Source organism: Neisseria sp. P0009.S008 (assembly GCF_051958615.1).
Taxonomy (GTDB): Bacteria; Pseudomonadota; Gammaproteobacteria; order Burkholderiales; family Neisseriaceae; genus Neisseria; species Neisseria subflava.
In genome coordinates, this window is the sequence record NZ_JBQCVG010000011.1 from 38,993 (window position 1) to 59,990 (window position 20,998).

Annotated in this window: 20 protein-coding genes; 19 read left to right on the plus strand and 1 reads right to left on the minus strand. The window is 50.9% G+C overall.

Annotated elements, in window-relative coordinates; all coding sequences use genetic code 11:
- Positions 1 to 119: 119 nt before the first annotated feature.
- The 19 genes from truC (at position 120) to ACTHSQ_RS09545 (ending at position 19,766) form a co-directional block, all read left to right on the plus strand.
- Complete coding sequence (gene truC / locus ACTHSQ_RS09455; protein WP_049328752.1) at positions 120 to 836, plus strand: tRNA pseudouridine(65) synthase TruC; 717 nt, start codon at positions 120 to 122, stop codon at positions 834 to 836.
- A 97-nt stretch (positions 837 to 933) separates the two neighbouring features.
- Complete coding sequence (gene prfB / locus ACTHSQ_RS09460; protein WP_003686722.1) at positions 934 to 2,037, plus strand: peptide chain release factor 2; 1,104 nt, start codon at positions 934 to 936, stop codon at positions 2,035 to 2,037.
- Positions 2,038 to 2,486: 449 nt separating this feature from the next.
- The gene (locus ACTHSQ_RS09465; protein ID WP_440371863.1) at positions 2,487 to 3,944 is read left to right on the plus strand and encodes an oligopeptide:H+ symporter; all 1,458 of its coding nucleotides are present in this window, start codon (positions 2,487 to 2,489) and stop codon (positions 3,942 to 3,944) included.
- Between the two features lie 334 nt (positions 3,945 to 4,278).
- On the plus strand, positions 4,279 to 4,635 hold the full coding sequence (locus ACTHSQ_RS09470) for an NADH-quinone oxidoreductase subunit A (RefSeq protein ID WP_049223664.1): 357 nt from the start codon (positions 4,279 to 4,281) through the stop codon (positions 4,633 to 4,635).
- Positions 4,626 to 5,108: a NuoB/complex I 20 kDa subunit family protein gene (locus ACTHSQ_RS09475; RefSeq protein ID WP_002215610.1), complete on the plus strand. Its 483-nt coding sequence runs from the start codon at positions 4,626 to 4,628 to the stop codon at positions 5,106 to 5,108. Before ACTHSQ_RS09470 ends, ACTHSQ_RS09475 begins: the two co-directional genes overlap by 10 nt.
- A 12-nt stretch (positions 5,109 to 5,120) precedes the next feature.
- Positions 5,121 to 5,714: an NADH-quinone oxidoreductase subunit C gene (locus ACTHSQ_RS09480; RefSeq protein ID WP_002216335.1), complete on the plus strand. Its 594-nt coding sequence runs from the start codon at positions 5,121 to 5,123 to the stop codon at positions 5,712 to 5,714.
- The gene (gene nuoD, locus ACTHSQ_RS09485; protein ID WP_049332998.1) at positions 5,704 to 6,960 is read left to right on the plus strand and encodes an NADH dehydrogenase (quinone) subunit D; all 1,257 of its coding nucleotides are present in this window, start codon (positions 5,704 to 5,706) and stop codon (positions 6,958 to 6,960) included. The genes ACTHSQ_RS09480 and nuoD overlap by 11 nt, the downstream gene beginning before the upstream one ends.
- On the plus strand, positions 6,960 to 7,433 hold the full coding sequence (gene nuoE, locus ACTHSQ_RS09490) for an NADH-quinone oxidoreductase subunit NuoE (RefSeq protein ID WP_283121435.1): 474 nt from the start codon (positions 6,960 to 6,962) through the stop codon (positions 7,431 to 7,433). The genes nuoD and nuoE overlap by 1 nt, the downstream gene beginning before the upstream one ends.
- 57 nt (positions 7,434 to 7,490) lie before the next feature.
- Positions 7,491 to 8,786 (plus strand): NADH-quinone oxidoreductase subunit NuoF, encoded by a 1,296-nt coding sequence (gene nuoF / locus ACTHSQ_RS09495; RefSeq protein WP_440371862.1) that lies wholly within the window; start codon positions 7,491 to 7,493, stop codon positions 8,784 to 8,786.
- A 58-nt stretch (positions 8,787 to 8,844) separates the two neighbouring features.
- Positions 8,845 to 11,106 (plus strand): NADH-quinone oxidoreductase subunit NuoG, encoded by a 2,262-nt coding sequence (nuoG, locus tag ACTHSQ_RS09500; RefSeq protein WP_440371861.1) that lies wholly within the window; start codon positions 8,845 to 8,847, stop codon positions 11,104 to 11,106.
- 2 nt (positions 11,107 to 11,108) lie between these two features.
- Positions 11,109 to 12,185, plus strand: a complete 1,077-nt coding sequence (gene nuoH, locus ACTHSQ_RS09505) for an NADH-quinone oxidoreductase subunit NuoH (RefSeq protein ID WP_002216340.1) — start codon at positions 11,109 to 11,111, stop codon at positions 12,183 to 12,185.
- Between the two features lie 75 nt (positions 12,186 to 12,260).
- The gene (locus ACTHSQ_RS09510) at positions 12,261 to 12,656 is read left to right on the plus strand and encodes a GFA family protein (protein WP_003686531.1); all 396 of its coding nucleotides are present in this window, start codon (positions 12,261 to 12,263) and stop codon (positions 12,654 to 12,656) included.
- A 54-nt stretch (positions 12,657 to 12,710) separates the two neighbouring features.
- A complete protein-coding gene (nuoI, locus tag ACTHSQ_RS09515; RefSeq protein ID WP_002216341.1) occupies positions 12,711 to 13,190 on the plus strand; it encodes an NADH-quinone oxidoreductase subunit NuoI in 480 nt (159 codons plus the stop codon).
- Between the two features lie 11 nt (positions 13,191 to 13,201).
- Positions 13,202 to 13,873 (plus strand): NADH-quinone oxidoreductase subunit J, encoded by a 672-nt coding sequence (locus tag ACTHSQ_RS09520; RefSeq protein WP_003676988.1) that lies wholly within the window; start codon positions 13,202 to 13,204, stop codon positions 13,871 to 13,873.
- Positions 13,870 to 14,175: an NADH-quinone oxidoreductase subunit NuoK gene (nuoK, locus tag ACTHSQ_RS09525; protein WP_002215628.1), complete on the plus strand. Its 306-nt coding sequence runs from the start codon at positions 13,870 to 13,872 to the stop codon at positions 14,173 to 14,175. Before ACTHSQ_RS09520 ends, nuoK begins: the two co-directional genes overlap by 4 nt.
- Before the next feature lie 2 nt (positions 14,176 to 14,177).
- On the plus strand, positions 14,178 to 16,202 hold the full coding sequence (gene nuoL, locus ACTHSQ_RS09530) for an NADH-quinone oxidoreductase subunit L (protein WP_440371860.1): 2,025 nt from the start codon (positions 14,178 to 14,180) through the stop codon (positions 16,200 to 16,202).
- A gap of 95 nt (positions 16,203 to 16,297) precedes the next feature.
- Positions 16,298 to 17,794: an NADH-quinone oxidoreductase subunit M gene (locus ACTHSQ_RS09535; RefSeq protein WP_440371859.1), complete on the plus strand. Its 1,497-nt coding sequence runs from the start codon at positions 16,298 to 16,300 to the stop codon at positions 17,792 to 17,794.
- A 9-nt stretch (positions 17,795 to 17,803) separates the two neighbouring features.
- Positions 17,804 to 19,246 carry an NADH-quinone oxidoreductase subunit NuoN gene (gene nuoN / locus ACTHSQ_RS09540; protein ID WP_440371858.1) on the plus strand — a complete coding sequence of 481 codons (1,443 nt, stop codon included), beginning with the start codon at positions 17,804 to 17,806 and terminating at the stop codon, positions 19,244 to 19,246.
- A gap of 220 nt (positions 19,247 to 19,466) precedes the next feature.
- Complete coding sequence (locus tag ACTHSQ_RS09545; protein WP_003686671.1) at positions 19,467 to 19,766, plus strand: DUF2818 family protein; 300 nt, start codon at positions 19,467 to 19,469, stop codon at positions 19,764 to 19,766.
- Between the two features lie 152 nt (positions 19,767 to 19,918).
- Here ACTHSQ_RS09545 and ACTHSQ_RS09550 read toward each other — a convergent pair whose 3' ends face one another.
- Positions 19,919 to 20,548 carry a hypothetical protein gene (locus ACTHSQ_RS09550; RefSeq protein WP_003686681.1) on the minus strand — a complete coding sequence of 210 codons (630 nt, stop codon included), beginning with the start codon at positions 20,546 to 20,548 and terminating at the stop codon, positions 19,919 to 19,921.
- Positions 20,549 to 20,998: the final 450 nt, after the last annotated feature.

Here is a 20,998-nt window from a genome sequence, read left to right on the forward strand (position 1 = left end):
TGTGCAGTATTGTAACCCGAAAGGGGCGGGCCGTCTGAAAGTTGGGTTTCGGCGGCAAGTGTTTCTGCCACATCTTCAAAAGCCCGTTACAATATCTGCTTTTATTCAACTGCTCCGCCATGCTCGATATTATCCACCGCGACAGCCGCACCATCGCCGTCAACAAACCTGCCGGAATGCTGGTACACCGAAGCTGGTTAGACAAACACGAAACCCGTTTTGCCGTGCAGACCCTGCGCGACCAAATCGGGCAGCACGTTTATCCCGTCCACCGCCTCGACCGCCCGACTTCCGGCGTCTTGTTGTTTGCCCTCGATACGGAAGCCGCACGGTTATTGACGCAGCAGTTTGAAAACAAAACCATCGAAAAAACTTATTGGGCGATCGTTCGCGGTCATCTGCCTTCAGACGGCCTGATTGATTACGCCCTCAAATATATGCCCGACAAAATCGCCGAAGCGCAGACCGAAGCCACATTGCAGGAAGCGCAAACCGCCTACCGCTGTCTGGCACAAACCGAGCTGCCGTTCCAATCCGCCCTGCGTTATCCGACCTCGCGTTATTCATGGGCCGAACTCACGCCGCACACCGGCCGCAAACACCAACTCCGCCGCCATATGAAACACATTTTCCACCCCATCGTCGGCGACACCAACTACGGCGATTTGCGCCAAAACCATGCCGTTGCCGAACATATCGGCACGCAACGCCTGATGTTGCACGCGCGAAGCCTCAGTTTTCAAAGCATAGAAGACGGCAGCCGGATGACCGTACAAGCACCGATAGACAACGACTGGCGGCTTTGGATGGAAAAATTTAAAACCGAGGCCGTCTGAAAATCCAAACCGCACATTTTCAGACGGCCCGGTCATGGAAAAAAACAGGCAAATCCCTTACAATACGCCCCTAAAATTTTGAAAGAACACAAGAATCATGGAAGCCGAAGTAATCAACCAGCTTAACAACACCCTAAATGACTTGGAGAAGCGCAGCGAAGACATCCGCATCTATATGGACTATCAAGGTAAAAAAGACCGCCTTGAAGAAGTCGTCGGCCTCTCCGAAGATCCGGAACTCTGGAACGACCCCAAACGCGCCCAAGAAATCGGCAAAGAGCGCAAAATCCTCGAAGGCATAGTGGTGACCCTCGACAACATCGCCACAGGTATCGAAGACAACCGCATGCTGATTGAAATGGCCGTCGAAGAAAACGACGAAGAAGGTTTCGCCGCCGTTCAGGAAGACGTGGCCGGTTTGGAAAAACAGATGGCGGATTTGGAGTTCAAACGGATGTTCAACCAGCCCGCCGACCCGAACAACTGCTTTATCGACATCACCGCAGGCGCGGGCGGTACCGAAGCCGAAGACTGGGCGGGCATGCTGTTCCGCATGTACAGCCGCTACGCCGAGCGCAAAGGCTTCAAAATCGAAATCCTTGAAGAAGACGACGGCGAAATCGCAGGCATCAACCGCGCCACCATCCGCGTGGAAGGCGAATACGCCTACGGCCTGCTGCGTACCGAAACCGGCGTTCACCGCCTGGTGCGCTACTCGCCGTTTGACTCGAACAACAAACGCCATACATCGTTCTCATCCGTGTTCGTATACCCCGAAATCGACGATTCCATCGAAATCGAAATCAACCCCGCCGATTTGCGTATCGACACTTATCGCGCATCGGGCGCGGGCGGTCAGCACATCAATAAAACCGACTCTGCCGTGCGCATTACCCACGAGCCGACGGGGATTGTGGTGCAGTGTCAAAACGACCGTTCGCAACACGCCAACAAAGCCGCTGCGATGGAAATGTTGAAATCCAAACTGTATGAATTGGAAATGCGCAAACGCAACGAAGAGAAACAGGCGTTGGAAGAAGGTAAATCCGATGTGGGTTGGGGCAGCCAAATCCGCTCATACGTTTTGGACTCCTCTCGCATCAAAGACTTGCGCACGGGCTACGAAGTCGGCAACACCAAAGCCGTATTGGACGGCGATTTGGACGGCTTCATCGAAGCCAGCCTGAAACAAGGTGTGTAAACCGTAAGAGATAAACAGGCCGTCTGAAAGATTTCAGACGGCCTGTTTGTTGTTGAATATGGCAGTAACTACACCTACTTCGATGATTTATATTTCCAGCAGGTAAAAGGTTCTATCTATTTGAATAAGCTAAAGTCCTATCAGCCTAAAAGGAATGCTGAACGTAGTAAATATATCCGTTTTCGGCCACATGAAAAATACAATATAGAAAATCTAAAAATTAATGGGTTTTTGAATATGTAGGGCATGACGGAGATGGCCGCGATATCCTTGTTATGTAGCTATTGAGTTCTTTTTAGATACGAATCTTAATCTTTCTGTAAAAATATGCTTTTTAATGTTTTGCAAATGCAAAGATTAGCGGTAATATATGGCTTCCATAAAAATGATTGGTAGGTATAACAGGCCGTCTGAAGCCTAAGTCTGTCTAATATATAGGAGAACTCATAATGTCCGGTCAAAAGCCGTCTTCTGCCGAGAAAACCTTCTTCGGCCATCCTTTGCAATTATCCACCCTATTCCATATTGAGCTGTGGGAACGTTTTTCCTTCTACGGTATGCAGGGCATCCTGTTGATTTATCTGTATTACGCCGCGAATCAAGGCGGCTTGGGTATGGATAAGGCTTTGGCCGGCGGTATCGTTGGCGCATACGGCGGCAGCGTTTACCTGTCCACTATTCTCGGCGCATGGTTGGCCGACCGCATTTGGGGCTCGGAACGTACCCTGTTTATCGCCGGTATCGTCGTGATGACCGGTCATATTTTATTGGCGATTGTGCCGGGCTTGATGGGATTGCTGTTGGGCTTGGTGTTTATCGCGCTGGGCAGCGGCGGCGTGAAATCGTCTGCCAGTTCGATGGTCGGTTCTTTGTATGAACGGGACGATCTGCGCGAATTGCGCGATGCCGGTTTCTCCATTTTCTATATTTCCATCAATATCGGTGGTTTCTTAGGCCCTTTGTTGACCGGTATTTTGCAAGACCGCATGGGTTTTCATTATGGCTTTGGCGCGGCGGCCGTCGGTATGGCATTTGGCCTGCTGTGGTATTCACGTGGCCGTAAAGACCTGCCGCATACGCCGGCTCCCAATCCGTTGCGCCCTGAAAAGGTACAGACTGCAATAGCTGTCGGCGTGTTGCTGATTTTGGTGTTGGGCAGCGTGATTGCTTCCGGCGCGCTCAATCTTGAGAACTTTTCACGCTGGCTCTTGGGTGTAGTCATTATCACCGTCATCGCTTATTTTGCACGCCTGCTGGGCAGCAGCCAGGTTGAGGCAGCCAATAAACGTTACATCATGGCCTATATTCCGCTGTTTTTGACCATTTGTATGTTCTGGGCGGTTTGGTTTCAGGTGTACACCGTTGCAACGGTTTATTTCGACGAAACGGTTGACCGTACTTTCTTCGGCTTTACCGTGCCTGTTTCATGGAAAGACTCGATACAGGCCATGTGGGTGGTTCTCTTCTCCGGCGTGATGGCGGCGGTGTGGACGAAAATGGGCAAGCGCCAACCTAAAACGCCGTTGAAGTTTGCGCTGGCCATGTTGGTAACCGGCGTCTCCTATTTGTGTTTCATCCCGTATATTTCATCCGGAACCCCGATGCCGATTATCGTGTTTATGCTGGTGTTGCTGGCGATTACGATAGGCGAGTTGATGCTGTCGCCGATTTCGCTGTCGTTTTCCACCAAAATCGCACCGAGCATGTTTAAAACACAAATGGTTGCGTTGAATTTCTTGGCATTGTCCATCGGCTTTACTTTGGGCGGAGTGTTGTTTAAAGACTACTACAATGCTCAGTCGCCATTGGATTTCTACTGGATGCTGGCCACCATCGGCGCAGTAACCTGCGGTATCCTGTTGGTACTTGCCCCGGTATTGAACCGCATGCTCAAAGGTGTCGATTAATTTTTCTATTTAAAATAATGTGATGTACACAGGCCGTCTGAAAAGAATCAGTTTTCAGACGGCCTGATGTTTTTATTGAGATTTGGAAAAGGGCGGTTTTCCAAATTTTTGAAGTAAATCGGACAGGCGGAAAATTCGAATTAAATGATACATAATTAAAACGAAATTAAAATTTGGAAATATTAAATAAGAATAAGAATTGTTCTCATAACTTTATTGAATTTATTGAGGTTTTTTTGCTGATTTGCTGATATTTACCTTTAAATGGCTTTTGAAATTCGATAAAATGGTAATCTATTTTTAAGATTTGTCTGTCAACCAGTTAGGTACGACCATGTTGGCCAGTTACTTTCCCGTCCTCGTATTCATCCTCGTCGGCCTTGCGGCCGGCGTGCTGTTTATTCTGCTCGGCACAATTTTAGGCCCGAAACGTCACTATGCCGAAAAAGACGCGGCTTACGAATGCGGTTTTGAAGCCTTTGAAAACGCAAGGATGAAGTTCGACGTGCGCTATTACCTCGTCGCCATCCTCTTCATCCTGTTTGATTTGGAGGTCGCGTTCATGTTGCCGTGGGCTGTCGTGTTCAAAGATTTGGGCGCATACGGCTTCTGGTCTATGCTGGTGTTTATCGTCGTTCTGACGGTAGGCTTTGTTTACGAATGGAAAAAAGGTGCGCTGGAATGGGAATAGAAGGCGTTTTGAAAAAAGGTTTCATCACCACCAGCGCGGATACGGTGTTGAACTATATGCGTACCGGTTCATTGTGGCCGGTTACTTTCGGCTTGGCCTGCTGCGCCGTGGAAATGATGCATGCGGGTATGGCGCGTTATGACCTTGACCGTTTCGGTATCATTTTCCGTCCGTCCCCACGTCAGGCCGATCTGATGATTGTGGCAGGTACGTTGACCAACAAAATGGCGCCTGCGCTGCGCCGCGTATACGACCAGCTCGCCGAGCCGCGTTGGGTATTGTCTATGGGTTCGTGTGCCAACGGTGGCGGCTATTATCACTATTCTTATTCCGTTGTGCGCGGTGCCGACCGCGTCGTGCCGGTAGACGTTTATGTGCCGGGTTGTCCGCCGACTGCGGAAGCCCTGATTTACGGCCTGATTCAGCTCCAACAAAAAATCAAGCGCACTTCCACCATCGCGCGTGACGAGTAAGGAGAGGACGATATGGCAAGCATTCAAAACTTATACGAGACCGTCGTCGGCGTGCTTGGCGATCAGGCAAGCAAAGTTATTTCAGCTTTGGGCGAGATTACCGTCGAGTGTCTGCCCGAACACTATATTTCAGTCATGACCGCATTACGCGACCATGAAGAGTTGCATTTCGAGCTTCTGGTTGACTTGTGCGGTGTCGATTACAGCACTTACAAAAACGAAGTATGGCAAGGTAAACGCTTTGCCGTCGTCAGTCAGTTGCTTTCCGTTAAAAACAATCAACGCATCCGCGTACGCGTCTGGGTTTCAGACGACGACTTCCCCGTAGTCGAGTCTGTAGTCGATATTTACAACAGTGCGGATTGGTACGAGCGCGAAGCCTTCGATATGTACGGCATCATGTTCAACAACCATCCGGACTTGCGCCGCATCCTGACCGATTACGGTTTTGTCGGACATCCGTTCCGCAAAGATTTCCCGATTTCCGGCTATGTGGAAATGCGTTACGACGAAGAGCAAAAACGCGTGATTTACCAACCTGTTACCATTGAGCCGCGCGAGATCACGCCGCGTATCGTCCGTGAGGAGAACTACGGTGGCCAATAAATTAAGAAACTACACCATCAACTTCGGTCCGCAACACCCTGCGGCGCACGGCGTATTGCGTATGATTTTGGAGTTGGAGGGCGAAACCATCGTCCGTGCCGACCCGCATATCGGTCTCTTGCACCGAGGCACCGAAAAACTGGCGGAAACCAAAACCTACCTGCAAGCCCTGCCTTATATGGACAGGCTGGACTACGTTTCCATGATGGTCAACGAGCAGGCGTATTGTTTGGCAGTAGAAAAACTCGCTGGCATTGATGTGCCTATCCGCGCCCAATACATCCGCGTGATGTTCGCCGAAGTAACGCGCATCCTCAATCACCTGATGGGCATCGGTTCGCACGCTTTCGACATCGGCGCGATGACCGCCATTCTCTACGCCTTCCGCGATCGCGAAGAGCTGATGGACTTGTACGAAGCCGTTTCCGGCGCGCGTATGCACGCCGCCTACTTCCGTCCCGGCGGCGTTTACCGCGACCTGCCCGACTTCATGCCCAAATACGAGAGCAGTAAATTCCGCAATGCCAAAGTATTGAAGCAGCTCAACGAATCCCGCGAAGGTACCATGCTTGACTTCATCGACGCCTTCTGCGAACGCTTCCCGAAAAACATCGACACACTCGAAACCCTTCTGACCGACAACCGTATTTGGAAACAGCGTACCGTCGGCATCGGCGTTGTCACTCCTGAGCGCGCCATGCAAAAAGGCTTTACCGGCGTTATGTTGCGCGGTTCCGGCGTGGAATGGGACGTGCGTAAGACACAGCCTTACGAAGTGTACGACAAAATGGATTTCGACATTCCCGTCGGCGTCAACGGCGACTGCTACGACCGTTACCTCTGCCGTATGGAAGAAATGCGTCAATCCGTACGCATCATCAAACAATGCTCTGAGTGGTTGCGTGTCAATCCCGGTCCGGTCATTACCACCAACCACAAATTTGCTCCGCCCAAACGTACCGAAATGAAAACAGGTATGGAAGACCTGATTCACCATTTCAAACTCTTTACCGAGGGTATGCACGTTCCTGAGGGCGAGACCTATACCGCTGTCGAACATCCGAAAGGCGAGTTCGGCGTTTACATCATTTCAGACGGCGCAAACAAACCCTACCGCCTGAAAATCCGTGCACCCGGCTTCGCCCACCTGCAAGGCATGGACGAAATGGCAAAAGGCCACATGCTTGCCGACGTCGTTGCCATCATCGGTACGCAGGACATCGTATTCGGGGAGGTTGACCGATAATGTTATCCGCAGAATCCTTAAAACAAATCGACATCGAGTTGGCGAAATATCCCGCCGACCAACGCCGTTCCGCCATCATGGGCGCGTTGCGTATCGCCCAAACCGAAAAAGGCTGGCTCGCCCCCGAAACCATCGCCTTTGTTGCCGACTACATCGGCATCTCGCCGGCGCAGGCATATGAAGTCGCTACTTTCTACAATATGTACGACCTTGAGCCTGTCGGCAAATACAAACTGACCGTTTGTACCAACCTGCCCTGCGCCCTGCGCGGCGGTATGGCTACCGGCGAATACCTCAAACAAAAACTCGGTATCGGCTACGGCGAAACCACGCCTGACGGCAAATTTACTCTTGTCGAAGGCGAATGCATGGGCGCATGCGGCGACGCCCCCGTTATGCTGGTCAACAACCACAGCATGTGCAGCTTTATGACCGAAGAGGCGATTGAGAAGAAACTTGCCGAACTGAAATAAAAGGCCGTCTGAAAACAACGGCTGCAACCGATACGAAAACGAATAGGCACACCAAAAATGGCTATTTACCAATCAGGCGTGATTTTTGACCAAGTGGATACCGCCAATCCCGATTGCTGGACATTGGACGAATACGTCAAACGTGGCGGCTATACCGCCCTGCGTAAAATCCTGTCCGAAAACATCTCGCAAACCGACGTGATTGACGAAGTCAAAACCTCCGGCTTGCGCGGTCGTGGCGGTGCGGGCTTCCCGACTGGTTTGAAATGGAGCTTTATGCCCCGCTCCTTCCCGGGCGAAAAATATGTGGTTTGCAACACCGACGAAGGCGAGCCGGGTACATTTAAAGACCGCGACATCATCATGTTCAATCCTCATGCCCTGATTGAAGGCATGATTATTGCCGGTTACGCAATGGGTGCGAAAGCTGGCTACAACTATATCCACGGCGAAATTTTCGAAGGCTACCAACGCTTTGAGGCCGCTTTGGAGCAAGCGCGCGCCGCAGGCTTTTTGGGTAAAAATATTTTGGGTTCGGATTTTGAATTCGAACTTTTCGCCCACCACGGCTACGGTGCATACATCTGCGGCGAAGAAACCGCATTGCTCGAATCGCTGGAAGGCAAAAAAGGCCAGCCGCGCTTTAAACCGCCATTCCCTGCTTCATTCGGCCTGTACGGCAAACCGACCACCATCAACAATACCGAAACCTTCGCTTCCGTACCGTTTATCGTCCGCGATGGCGGTCAGACGTTTGCCGACAAAGGCATTCCGAATGCCGGCGGTACCAAACTGTTCTGCATCTCCGGCCACGTTGAGCGTCCGGGCAACTATGAAGTGCCATTGGGCACGCCGTTTGCCGAAATCCTGAAAATGGCGGGCGGTATGCGCGGCGGCAAAAAACTCAAAGCCGTTATCCCCGGCGGTTCGTCCGCCCCCGTATTGCCTGCCGACATCATGATGCAGACCAATATGGACTACGACTCGATTTCCAAAGCAGGCTCGATGCTCGGTTCCGGCGCGATTATCGTGATGGACGAAGACGTGTGCATGGTCAAAGCCCTCGAACGCTTAAGCTACTTCTACTACGACGAATCCTGCGGCCAATGCACCCCGTGCCGTGAAGGAACCGGCTGGCTCTACCGCATCGTCCACCGCATCGTAGAAGGCAAAGGCCGCATGGAAGACTTGGATTTGTTGGATTCCGTTGGCAACCAAATGGCAGGCCGCACCATCTGCGCCCTCGCCGACGCCGCCGTTTTCCCTGTCCGCAGCTTTACCAAGCATTTCCGTGATGAGTTTGTGCATTACATTGAACACGGCGGGCCGATGAAACCAAATAAGTGGTGCTAAGTTTTCAGACGGCCTCTAAAAGAATTATTTATTAAATACCCGTAACTAGGAACGAACCATGTTACAAATCGAAATCGACGGCAAACAGGTATCTGTGGAGCAGGGCGCGACGGTGATTGAAGCCGCGCACAAGCTCGGTACTTATATCCCGCATTTCTGTTACCACAAAAAACTTTCCATCGCCGCCAACTGCCGTATGTGTTTGGTGGACGTGGAAAAAGCCCCCAAACCGCTGCCCGCCTGCGCCACGCCGGTAACGGACGGCATGATTGTGCGTACGCATTCGGCAAAAGCCCGCGAAGCGCAGGAAGGCGTGATGGAGTTCCTGCTCATCAACCATCCGCTCGACTGTCCGACCTGCGACCAAGGCGGCGAATGCCAGTTGCAGGATTTGGCGGTGGGCTACGGCAAAACCACCAGCCGCTATACCGAAGAAAAACGTTCCGTCGTCGGCAAAGACATGGGGCCTTTGGTTTCCGCCGAGGAAATGAGCCGCTGCATCCACTGCACCCGCTGCGTACGTTTCACCGAAGAAATCGCCGGTTTGCAGGAAATTGCGATGGCGAATCGCGGCGAACACTCCGAAATCATGCCCTTTATCGGCAAAGCGGTGGAAACCGAGTTGTCGGGCAACGTCATCGATTTGTGCCCCGTCGGTGCGCTGACCAGCAAACCGTTCCGTTTCAACGCGCGTACTTGGGAATTGAACCGCCGCAAATCCGTTTCCGCCCATGACGCTTTGGGCAGCAACTTGATTGTGCAAACCAAAGACCATACCGTCCGCCGCGTATTGCCGTTGGAAAACGAAGCCATCAACGAATGCTGGCTGTCCGACCGCGACCGTTTTGCCTATGAAGGCCTGTATCACGAAAGCCGTCTGAAAAACCCGAAAATCAAACAGGGCGGCGAGTGGATGGACGTAGATTGGAAAACCGCACTGGAATATGTCCACAGCGCGATTGAATGTATCGCCAAAGACGGCAACCAAAACCAAGTCGGCATTTGGGCGAACCCGATGAATACGGTTGAAGAACTGTATCTGGCGAAGAAACTTGCCGACGGTTTGGGCGTTAAAAATTTCGCCACCCGCCTGCGCCAACAGGACAAACGTCTTTCAGACGACCTCAATGGTGCGCAATGGCTGGGACAAAGTATCGAATCGCTGGCGGACAACGAAGCCGTACTGGTGGTCGGTGCGAACCTGCGCAAAGAACAGCCGCTCCTGACTGCCCGCCTGCGCCGCGCTGCCAAAGAACGCATGGCTTTGAGCGTATTGGCAAGCAGCAAGGAAGAATTGTTGATGCCGCTTCTGGCTCAGGAAGCGGTGCATCCCGACGAGTGGGCAGGTCGTCTGAAAAACCTGTCTGCCGATGCGGAACATGCGGTTACCGCGAGCCTGAAAAACGCTGAAAAAGCAGCGGTGATTTTGGGCGCGGAAGTGCAAAACCATCCCGATTACGCCGCAATTTACGCCGTCGCGCAAGAGCTGGCGGACGCGACCGGCGCGGTGCTGGGCATTCTGCCGCAAGCCGCCAACAGCGTCGGTGCGGACGTTTTGGGCGTGAACTCGGGCGAGAGCGTTGCCGAAATGGCAAACGCGCCGAAACAGGCGGTTTTGCTGCTCAACGTCGAGCCGGAAATCGATACGGCGGACGGCGCAAAAGCCGTAGCCGCGTTGAAACAGGCGAAAAGCGTGATGGCGTTTACGCCGTTTGTCAGCGAAACGCTGCTGGACATGTGCGACGTATTGCTGCCGATTGCGCCGTTTACCGAAACCTCGGGCAGCTTCATCAATATGGAAGGCCGTCTGCAATCCTTCCACAGTGTCGTTCAGGGATTTGGCGACTCGCGTCCGCTGTGGAAAGTGTTGCGCGTATTGGGCAACCTGTTTGACCTGCAAGGCTTTGAATACCACGATACCGCCGAGATTCTGAAAGATGCGTTGGACATGGAAAGCCTGCCGTCCAAACTGAACAACCGTGCCGCATCGACTCAAAAAGATTTTCAGACGACCTCAAGCCGCCTCGTGCGCGTGGGCGGAGTCGGTATTTATCACACCGATGCCATCGTGCGCCGTTCCGCGCCGTTGCAAGCGACCAGCCATGCCGCCGTGCCCGCCGCGCGTGTGAATCCGAACACATTGGCGCGCTTAGGCCTGCAAGACGGACAAACCGCCATTGCCAAACAAAACGGCACAGGCATGTCCGTGATGGTCAAAGCCGATGCCGGACTGCCTGAAAACGTGGTGCATCTGCCGCTGCATACCGAAAATGCCGCGCTGGGTGCGTTGATGGACACTATTGAACTGGCGGGAGCTTGATTATGCAGGAATGGTTCCAAAACCTCTTTGCCGCAACGCTCGGTCTGGGCGATTTGGGCATCACCGTGGGCTTGGTGGTGTCCGTCATCGTCAAAATCGTGATTATCCTGATTCCGCTGATTCTAACCGTCGCCTACCTGACTTATTTCGAACGTAAAGTCATCGGCTTTATGCAGCTTCGCGTCGGTCCGAACGTAACCGGTCCGTGGGGTCTGATTCAGCCGTTTGCCGACGTGTTCAAACTCTTGTTTAAAGAAGTTACCCGTCCGAAGCTGTCAAACAAAGCCCTGTTCTACATCGGTCCGATTATGTCGCTCGCCCCGTCTTTCGCGGCATGGGCAGTGATTCCGTTCAACGAAGAATGGGTGCTGACCAATATCAATATCGGCCTTTTGTACATCCTGATGATTACCTCGCTGTCGGTTTACGGCGTGATCATCGCGGGCTGGGCTTCCAACTCCAAATATTCGTTCTTGGGCGCAATGCGTGCTTCCGCACAAAGCATTTCTTACGAGATTGCCATGAGTGCCGCGCTGGTGTGCGTCGTGATGGTGTCGGGCAGCATGAACTTCTCCGACATCGTTGCCGCGCAGGCAAAAGGCATCGCGGGCGGTTCTGTGTTCTCGTGGAACTGGCTGCCGCTGTTCCCCATCTTCATCGTCTATCTGATTTCCGCCGTTGCCGAAACCAACCGCGCACCGTTTGACGTGGCAGAGGGTGAATCTGAAATCGTTGCCGGCCACCACGTTGAATACTCCGGCTTCGCATTCGCACTGTTCTTTCTTGCCGAATACATTTTCATGATTCTGATTGCCGCGCTGACCTCGCTGATGTTCCTCGGCGGCTGGTTGTCTCCGTTCCCGCAAAGCTGGGGCTTTATCGGTACGCCTTCCGCATTCTGGATGTTTGTGAAAATGGCGGCGGTGCTGTACTGGTATCTGTGGATCCGTGCAACCTTCCCGCGCTACCGTTACGACCAAATCATGCGTTTGGGCTGGAAAGTGCTGATTCCGATCGGCTTCGCCTACATCGTGATTTTGGGCGTGTGGATGATTTCACCGCTGAATTTGTGGAAATAGGGCAGGGAGGCCGTCTGAAAGTTTTCAGGTAGCCTATAACCCAAATTTTTAACCGTTTCAAACCGAGAGAACCTAATGAAAGCTCAATGCCTGTGTGGCGCAGTATCACTGGAAACCGCCGAAAACCGCGAACTCCACGCCTGCCATTGCGGAAAATGCCGCGTATGGGGCGGCGGCGCGTCTTTTACTTTGGCCGCCCAGTCGCCTGAAATTACAGGCAGCGAACACATTGCGCATTATCAGTCGTCCGAATGGGCGCAACGCTGTTTTTGCAAACACTGCGGCACACATCTGTTTGTGAAAGTTGGCAACGATTATTACATCAACGCCGGGCTGTTTGCCGACAACGCGGGCTTTGAAACCACTTCGCAAATCTTTATCGATTGCAAAGCTCCGTATTACGACTTGGCCAACGATACCCCGAAGCTGACCGAAGCAGAGTTTTTAGAAATGGTGGGCGCGGCAGGTTAAAAAACCGCTTTCAGACGGCCTGTAAACAGAACAATCCGAAAAGAGCATCCGAAAATGGCTAATTTAGTAAAAACCTTCCTGCTGGGCGAATTGGTGAAAGGCATGGGCGTAACGCTCAAAAACTTCTTCGCCCGCAAAGACACGATTTACTTCCCCGAAGAGAAAACGCCGCAATCCGTGCGTTTCCGCGGCCTACACGCCCAACGCCGCTATCCGAACGGCGAAGAGCGCTGTATTGCGTGTAAATTGTGCGAGGCAGTTTGTCCGGCAATGGCGATTAACATCGAATCGGAAGAACGCGAAGACGGCACGCGCCGCACCAAGCGTTACGACATCGACCTGACCAAGTGCATCTTCTGTGGTTTCTGCGAAGAGGCCTGCCCGACCGATGCGATTGTGGAAACCCATATTTTTGAATACCACGGCGAGAAAAAAGGCGACTTGCACATGACCAAGCCGATTCTTTTGGCCATTGGCGACAAATACGAAGCCGAAATCGCCAAGCGCAAAGCCGCTGACGCGCCGTATCGTTAAGGAGCAGACGAATGACTTTTTCCGCGATTCTGTTCTATATTCTTGCCGCCATCGTTTTGTACGGTGCGGTTCGTACCGTTACCGCTAAAAACCCCGTACATGCCGCTTTGCATCTGGTGCTGACCTTCTGCGTGAGCGCGATGATTTGGATGTTGATGCAGGCGGAGTTTTTGGGCGTTACGCTGGTGGTCGTGTATGTCGGCGCCGTAATGGTGTTGTTCCTGTTCGTCGTGATGATGTTGAACATCGACATTGAAGAAATGCGCGCCGGTTTCTGGCGGCACGCGCCTGTTGCCGGTGTGGTCGGCACGTTGTTGGCGGTTGCCCTAATTCTGATTCTGGTCAACCCGAAAACCGACCTCGCTGCATTTGGTTTGATGAAAGACATTCCTGCCGATTACAACAATATCCGCGATTTGGGCAGCCGTATTTATACCGACTACCTGTTGCCGTTTGAATTGGCGGCGGTATTGCTGCTGTTGGGCATGGTGGCCGCGATTGCGCTGGTTCACCGCAAAACCACTAACCCGAAACGCATGGATCCAGCCGACCAAGTTAAAGTACGCGCCGACCAAGGCCGTATGCGTCTGGTGAAAATGGAAGCGGTCAAACCGCAAGTTGAATCTGCCGAAGAAAGCGAAGTTTCAGACGGCCTCAAGCCGGAAGGGGAGGGCAAAGCATGATTACCTTGACGCATTATCTGGTATTGGGTGCGCTCCTGTTCGGTATCAGCGCAATGGGTATCTTTATGAACCGCAAAAACGTGCTGGTATTGCTGATGTCCATCGAGCTGATGCTTTTAGCGGTGAACTTCAACTTTATCGCCTTCTCACAACATTTGGGCGATACTGCCGGACAAATTTTCGTATTCTTCGTATTGACCGTTGCCGCTGCCGAATCTGCCATCGGTTTGGCGATTATGGTATTGGTGTACCGCAACCGACAAACAATCAACGTTGCCGATTTGGATGAGTTGAAAGGGTAATCATGAACGATATGACTTTATATTTGATAATTGCCCTTGTTCCGTTGGCAGGATCGTTGATTGCGGGTTTGTTCGGTAACAAAATCGGTCGTGCCGGTGCGCATACCGTGACGATACTCGGCGTGTCAGTGTCCGCCGTGTTGTCGGCTTATGTGCTGTGGGGCTTTATCGACGGCAGCCGCGCCAAGTTTGACGAGAATGTCTATACTTGGCTGACGATGGGCGGTTTGGATTTTTCCGTCGGCTTCTTGGTCGATACGATGACGGCGATGATGATGGTCGTGGTAACGGGCGTGTCGTTGATGGTGCATATCTACACCATCGGCTATATGCACGATGAAAAAGTCGGCTACCAACGCTTCTTCAGCTATATTTCTTTGTTTACATTCAGCATGTTGATGCTGATTATGAGCAACAACTTCATCCAGCTCTTCTTCGGCTGGGAAGCTGTGGGTTTGGTATCGTATCTCTTGATCGGTTTCTATTTCAAACGTCCGAGCGCGACTTTTGCCAACCTGAAAGCCTTTTTGATCAACCGTGTCGGCGACTTCGGCTTTTTGCTCGGTATCGGTTTGGTGCTTGCCTATTTCGGCGGCAGTTTGCGCTATCAAGATGTATTCGCTTATCTGCCTAATGTTCAGACGGCCACCATTCAATTGTTCCCCGGCGTGGAATGGTCTTTGATTACCGTAACCTGTTTGCTCCTGTTTGTCGGTGCGATGGGTAAATCGGCACAATTCCCGCTGCACGTCTGGCTGCCTGATTCGATGGAAGGCCCGACCCCGATTTCTGCATTGATTCACGCCGCAACCATGGTTACCGCCGGTCTGTTTATGGTATCGCGTATGTCGCCGATTTATGAGATGAGCAGCACTGCGTTGTCTGTCATCATGGTGATCGGTGCGATTACCGCCCTGTTTATGGGCTTCTTGGGCGTGATTCAAAACGATATCAAACGTGTGGTTGCGTATTCCACCCTGTCGCAACTGGGTTATATGACTGTGGCTCTGGGCGCGTCTGCCTATTCCGTGGCGATGTTCCATGTGATGACCCACGCCTTCTTTAAAGCCTTGTTATTCTTGGCCGCAGGTAGCGCGATTATCGGTATGCACCACGACCAAGACATGCGCCACATGGGCAACCTGAAAAAATACATGCCGATTACTTGGCTGACCATGTTGATCGGTAACTTGTCTCTGATCGGTACGCCGTTCTTCTCCGGCTTCTATTCTAAAGATTCGATTATCGAAGCGGCGAAATACAGTACCCTACCGGGCAGCGGCTTTGCCTATTTTGCCGTCCTTACCAGCGTGTTTGTTACTGCGTTTTACGCGTTCCGCCAATACTTTATGGTGTTCCATGGTGAAGAGAAATGGCGCAGTCTGCCTGAGCATCATGACGATCATCATGGCGAAGAACATCACGGCTTGGGCAAAAACGATAATCCGCATGAAAGCCCATTGGTTGTTACCCTGCCTTTGATTTTGCTGGCCATTCCGTCCGTCATCATCGGCTACGTTGCCATTGAGCCTATGCTTTACGGCGATTTCTTTAAAGACGTAATCTTTGTCAATGCCGACGCGCATCCGACCATGCACATCATGAAGGAAGAGTTCCACGGCGCATTGGCAATGGTGTCACACAGCCTGCATTCTCCTGTACTCTACCTTGCTATTGCAGGTGTCTTGAGCGCATGGCTCCTGTACGTCAAACTGCCGCACCTGCCTGCGAAAATTGCACAGACGTTCCGTCCGATTTACGTTTTGTTTGAAAACAAATACTACCTTGACGCCCTGTATTTCAACGTTTTCGCCAAAGGCACACGCGCATTGGGCAACTTCTTCTGGAAAGTCGGCGATACCGCCATTATCGACAACGGCATCGTCAACGGCTCTGCCAAACTGGTCGGCGCGATTGCCGCGCAAGTGCGTAAAGCCCAAACCGGCTTTATCTATACCTACGCCGCCGCTATGGTATTCGGCGTATTAGTACTGCTCGGCATGACTTTCTGGGGATTGTTCCGATAAGAATAAGGTTTCAGACGGTCTTAAACCTTCAGGCCGTCTGAAACGAAGAAATATCCACATAAACACATTTTTATTTTAACCACAGGTTAACCACTATGTTTTCCAACTACCTACTCAGCTTGGCAATATGGATACCCATCGCCGCAGGTGTGCTGGTTTTGGCGACCGGTAAGGACAGCCGTGCGCCGCTGGCGCGTGTGCTTGCCTTCATGGGTGCGCTTGCCGGTTTCTTGGTAACGCTGCCCCTGTTTACCGGTTTCGATCGTTTGAGCGGCGGCTATCAGTTTACCGAGTTCCACGAGTGGATTCCGTTGCTGAAAATCAACTACGCATTGGGCGTGGACGGTATTTCAGTGCTCTTTATCATCTTGAATGCGTTTATTACGCTGTTGGTGGTATTGGCCGGTTGGGAAGTCATTCAGAAACGTCCGGCGCAGTATATGGCCGCTTTCCTGATTATGTCAGGTTTGATTAACGGTGCGTTTGCCGCGCAGGATGCGATTCTGTTTTATGTGTTCTTCGAGGGTATGCTGATTCCGCTGTACCTGATTATCGGTGTATGGGGCGGTCCGCGCCGCGTCTATGCGTCGGTCAAGCTGTTCCTCTATACGCTGATGGGTTCGCTTTTGATGCTGGTTGCCATGGTTTACCTGTACTATCAAACAGGCAGCTTCTCTATTATCGATTTCCAAAACATCAAACAGATTCCGTTGGGCGTACAACAGCTTTTGTTTGCGGCATTCTTCCTGTCATTTGCCGTAAAAGTGCCGATGTTCCCTGTGCACACTTGGTTGCCGGATGCCCACGTTGAAGCGCCGACCGGCGGTTCGATGGTGTTGGCGGCCATTACGCTGAAGCTGGGTGCGTATGGTTTCTTGCGCTTTATCCTGCCGATTATGCCGGATGCGGCACGCTATTTTGCCCCCGTGATCATCGTATTGAGCCTGATTGCCGTGATTTACATCGGTATGGTGGCTTTGGTGCAAACCGATATGAAAAAACTGGTGGCATACTCTTCCATCAGCCACATGGGTTTTGTCACTTTGGGTATGTTCCTGTTCGTGAACGGCCAACTGAATGACTGGGCATTGAAAGGTGCAATCGTTCAAATGATTTCCCACGGTTTTGTGTCTGCCGCGATGTTTATGTGTATCGGCGTGATGTACGACCGCCTGCATACCCGCAATATTGCCGACTATGGCGGCGTGGTCAATGTAATGCCTAAGTTTGCGGCGTTTATGATGTTGTTCGGTATGGCCAATGCCGGTCTGCCTGCGACTTCCGGCTTCGTGGGCGAGTTTATGGTGATTATGGGCGCGGTTAAAGTGAATTTTTGGGTAGGCGCGTTGGCTGCCATGACCTTGATTTACGGTGCGTCTTATACCCTGTGGATGTACAAACGCGTTATTTTTGGTGCGATCCACAATCCGCACGTTGCCGAAATGAAAGACATCAATTGCCGCGAATTTGCGATTTTGGCGATTTTGGCGGTTGCTGTTTTGGGCATGGGTCTGTATCCGCAAGCGTTTATCGAAGTGGTGCATCAAGCGGCAAACGATTTGATTGCCCATGTGGCACAAAGCAAGATTTGAGGTGTGTAAATGAACTGGTCTGATTTGAATTTAATGCCCGCCATGCCCGAAATCGTGCTGCTTGCGCTATTGGGTGTCGTATTGCTGGCAGACTTGTGGATTTGCGATAAAAACCGCTATCTGACCCATCTGATGAGTTTGGGAACGGTCATCATCGTGGCCGTTACCCAATTGGCAGTATGGGAACAGGGCAGTGTCGATGCCTTTCACGGTATGTATATTGCAGACGGCATGTCCCGTTTGGCAAAACTGGTGCTGTATGCGCTGACTTTCGGTCTGTTTATTTACAGTAAACCGTACAACCAAGACCGCCAAATTTTTAAAGGCGAGTTTTACACCCTGTCGCTGTTTGCCCTGTTGGGCATGAGCGTCATGGTCAGCGCGGCACATTTCCTGACTGCGTATATCGGTTTGGAATTGTTGTCTTTGTCGCTGTACGCTATGATTGCCCTGCGCCGTGATTCCGGCCGTTCTGCCGAGGCCGCGCTGAAATACTTCGTATTGGGTGCGTTGGCCTCCGGTTTGCTGCTCTATGGTATTTCTATGGTTTACGGCGCCACCGGTTCTCTTGATTTTGCTTCCGTCTTGGCTTCTGCTTTCAATGAGCAGGCCAATGAATGGTTGTTGAAATTGGGTATGGTGTTTATTGTGGTCGCCATTGCATTTAAATTGGGTGCGGTTCCATTCCATATGTGGGTACCCGATGTGTACGATGGCGCGCCTACCTCTGTTACCGCCTTTGTGGGTACGGCTCCGAAAATTGCCGCCGTTGTCTTTGCGTTCCGTATCCTTGTGACCGGTATGGGTACCATACATTCAGACTGGGCGCCGATGTTGTCCATCCTTGCCGTTGCTTCTTTGGTGGTCGGTAACCTTGCCGCCATCATGCAAACCAATATCAAGCGTATGCTTGCCTATTCCACCGTATCGCACATGGGCTTTATCCTGTTGGCGTTTATGGCAGGCGCGGTCGGCTTCACCGCAGGTTTGTATTACGCCATTACTTATGCTTTGATGGCGGTAGTCAGCTTCGGTGTTTTGATGGTATTGTCTACCAAAGACATTGAGTGTGAAAACATTAAAGACCTCGCGGGTCTTAACCAACGCCATGCATGGTTTGCCTTCCTGATGTTGCTGTCCATGTTTTCCATGGCAGGTATTCCGCCGCTGATGGGCTTCTACGCCAAGTTTGGCGTGATTATGGCGCTCTTGAAACAAGGCTATGTTTGGTTGTCAGTGTTTGCCGTCATCATGTCGCTGATTGGCGCGTTCTACTACCTGCGCGTGATCAAAGTCATCTACTTCGATGCACCTGACCATGATCAGCCGGTCGGCAGCAACTATGCCGCCAAATTTGTCCTAACGGTCAATGCCTTCCTGCTGCTCCTGTGGGGTATCATGCCGCAAACCGTTATCGACTGGTGTGCCAAAGCATTGGAAAATACCCTGTAAGCTTCAAACAAAAACAACGGCGGCTGTTCCAAAGTCGCCGTTTTTGTTAGGATTCGCATTCGGATGAAGTATCCCCAAAGTTCAGACGGCCTCAAGCCTTTGAACAATCATCAGGCGGGTATCATCAAGAGATTGAATATTCCACGGATAATGATGGGCAAGAATGCCCATTTAACATGTTAAAATCACACACAGGCCGTCTGAAAACAGAAAGACCATCATGACCGCATCCATGTACATTCTTTTGCTGTTGGCGCTTATCTTTGCCAACGCGCCATTTATTACCACCAAATTCTTCGGCATCATCGCCCTGAAACGCAAACACATCGGCCATCACTTGATCGAATTGCTGGCAGGCTTCCTTCTTACCGCGATCCTCGCCTATATCCTCGAATCACGCGCCGGAGCCGTACATGCCCAAGATTGGGAGTTTTACGCGACCGTTGTCTGCCTCTACCTGATTTTTGCTTTCCCATGCTTCGTATGGCGTTACTTTTGGAATGAGAGAAATAGAGAGTAGGATTTGAATAAGGGAAAGGCCGTCTGAAAGATTTTCAGACGGCCTTTTTATGTGTCAAATACGGATTGCTTTAGGGATGAGCTTTGGAACATTGACCTAGAGTTGCCATATTCAGCTTCATCATGGCAGCTTTGGCAACATCTTCAGAAACTTCAGTTGCTGCCCGCATTGGTATTGGCTGCTTCTGGTAACAAGAAACCTTTGTTTTGCAAGTCGCCTAAGCAATTAACGACAATATCTTTGGTTACAGAGATAAATGCCTGATCCAGATTGCTATGGGGAGTCAGCTCTTTTGGTGTAGAGGTTAAACCAAAAGTAGTCACAATAGCGTGATTAAATTCGGAACGGTTTAATTCTTTTTTGCCATCTGAGTAGCTACAGTAGAATTGATAGTAATCCTGAACTGTACTGTCTGCTAATCCAAAAGTCAGACCTGTTTTTATACCGTTACCTACTGCACCACCAATATTGGCGATATTGTTGGCATGGATTTTTAGGCTGTTTTGGGCTTGCGGATCTACTGTTACAATCTTTGTTCCGTTTAGTGCAATTTGGGCAGCTTTTGTTAGAGCCGGATTTGCTTTGGGGAAAGACTTACCATTACGCTCGAACTCTCCTTCTAAACGTATAGGATAAGGTTGATTTGGTATTTTCAAATCACTTTGTTTATATTTTTGATATTCGGTTGAAGTATAAGGATGTGGTACAACACAGGCAGAAAGCGCTAATGCTGAGCATAGGATGAGTAATTTGTTCATAGATATTCTCCAGTTAATTTGCATTTATCTGTTCGTTTTCAGGTGAATGAAATAACGTATTCGAATAAAACCAATTATAACGTAATACAGTTTTTATACAAATTTTGCAAACTAATGTGAAAATTTGCATAGGAAGGTAGGTTGCTATATTTGGATTTACCTTGCGAACCTCATTACTTCAGAGAGAAGATTTCAGATAGTGATTGTAGATATTGAGGGAGAGTTAACTTTAATTACCAAGAGTACAACTGTTAGCTTTTGAGTTATTAAGATTAGATGTGATTGAAAATGATAGGGAGATTTCAGCTTGGGGTCAGCTGGCAAATAAATCAAGCCAAAAGGCCGAGTTGATGTAGTTGCTTGAAACAAGAAAGGCCGTCTGAAATATGTGAACTGACCCCCAAATCTTGGACACTCATAAAAGCCTATTCAGGCGCTCTGTGTAAGCTGGGTTCTGTATGCGACAGGACTCAG

Bases quoted from the DNA above. Each gene is read 5' to 3' on its own strand.
- ACTHSQ_RS09470 (WP_049223664.1), top strand. From the start codon at position 4,279: ATGTTGGCCAGTTACTTTCCCGTCCTCGTATTCATCCTCGTCGGCCTT.
- ACTHSQ_RS09475 (WP_002215610.1), top strand. From the start codon at position 4,626: ATGGGAATAGAAGGCGTTTTGAAAAAAGGTTTCATCACCACCAGCGCG.
- ACTHSQ_RS09520 (WP_003676988.1), top strand. From the start codon at position 13,202: ATGACTTTTTCCGCGATTCTGTTCTATATTCTTGCCGCCATCGTTTTG.
- ACTHSQ_RS09510 (WP_003686531.1), top strand. From the start codon at position 12,261: ATGAAAGCTCAATGCCTGTGTGGCGCAGTATCACTGGAAACCGCCGAA.
- nuoI (WP_002216341.1), top strand. From the start codon at position 12,711: ATGGCTAATTTAGTAAAAACCTTCCTGCTGGGCGAATTGGTGAAAGGC.
- nuoK (WP_002215628.1), top strand. From the start codon at position 13,870: ATGATTACCTTGACGCATTATCTGGTATTGGGTGCGCTCCTGTTCGGT.
- nuoE (WP_283121435.1), top strand. From the start codon at position 6,960: ATGTTATCCGCAGAATCCTTAAAACAAATCGACATCGAGTTGGCGAAA.
- nuoH (WP_002216340.1), top strand. From the start codon at position 11,109: ATGCAGGAATGGTTCCAAAACCTCTTTGCCGCAACGCTCGGTCTGGGC.
- ACTHSQ_RS09535 (WP_440371859.1), top strand. From the start codon at position 16,298: ATGTTTTCCAACTACCTACTCAGCTTGGCAATATGGATACCCATCGCC.
- nuoG (WP_440371861.1), top strand. From the start codon at position 8,845: ATGTTACAAATCGAAATCGACGGCAAACAGGTATCTGTGGAGCAGGGC.
- ACTHSQ_RS09480 (WP_002216335.1), top strand. From the start codon at position 5,121: ATGGCAAGCATTCAAAACTTATACGAGACCGTCGTCGGCGTGCTTGGC.
- nuoN (WP_440371858.1), top strand. From the start codon at position 17,804: ATGAACTGGTCTGATTTGAATTTAATGCCCGCCATGCCCGAAATCGTG.
- prfB (WP_003686722.1), top strand. From the start codon at position 934: ATGGAAGCCGAAGTAATCAACCAGCTTAACAACACCCTAAATGACTTG.
- ACTHSQ_RS09465 (WP_440371863.1), top strand. From the start codon at position 2,487: ATGTCCGGTCAAAAGCCGTCTTCTGCCGAGAAAACCTTCTTCGGCCAT.
- truC (WP_049328752.1), top strand. From the start codon at position 120: ATGCTCGATATTATCCACCGCGACAGCCGCACCATCGCCGTCAACAAA.
- ACTHSQ_RS09545 (WP_003686671.1), top strand. From the start codon at position 19,467: ATGACCGCATCCATGTACATTCTTTTGCTGTTGGCGCTTATCTTTGCC.
- nuoL (WP_440371860.1), top strand. From the start codon at position 14,178: ATGAACGATATGACTTTATATTTGATAATTGCCCTTGTTCCGTTGGCA.
- nuoF (WP_440371862.1), top strand. From the start codon at position 7,491: ATGGCTATTTACCAATCAGGCGTGATTTTTGACCAAGTGGATACCGCC.
- ACTHSQ_RS09550 (WP_003686681.1), bottom strand. From the start codon at position 20,548: ATGCAAATTAACTGGAGAATATCTATGAACAAATTACTCATCCTATGC.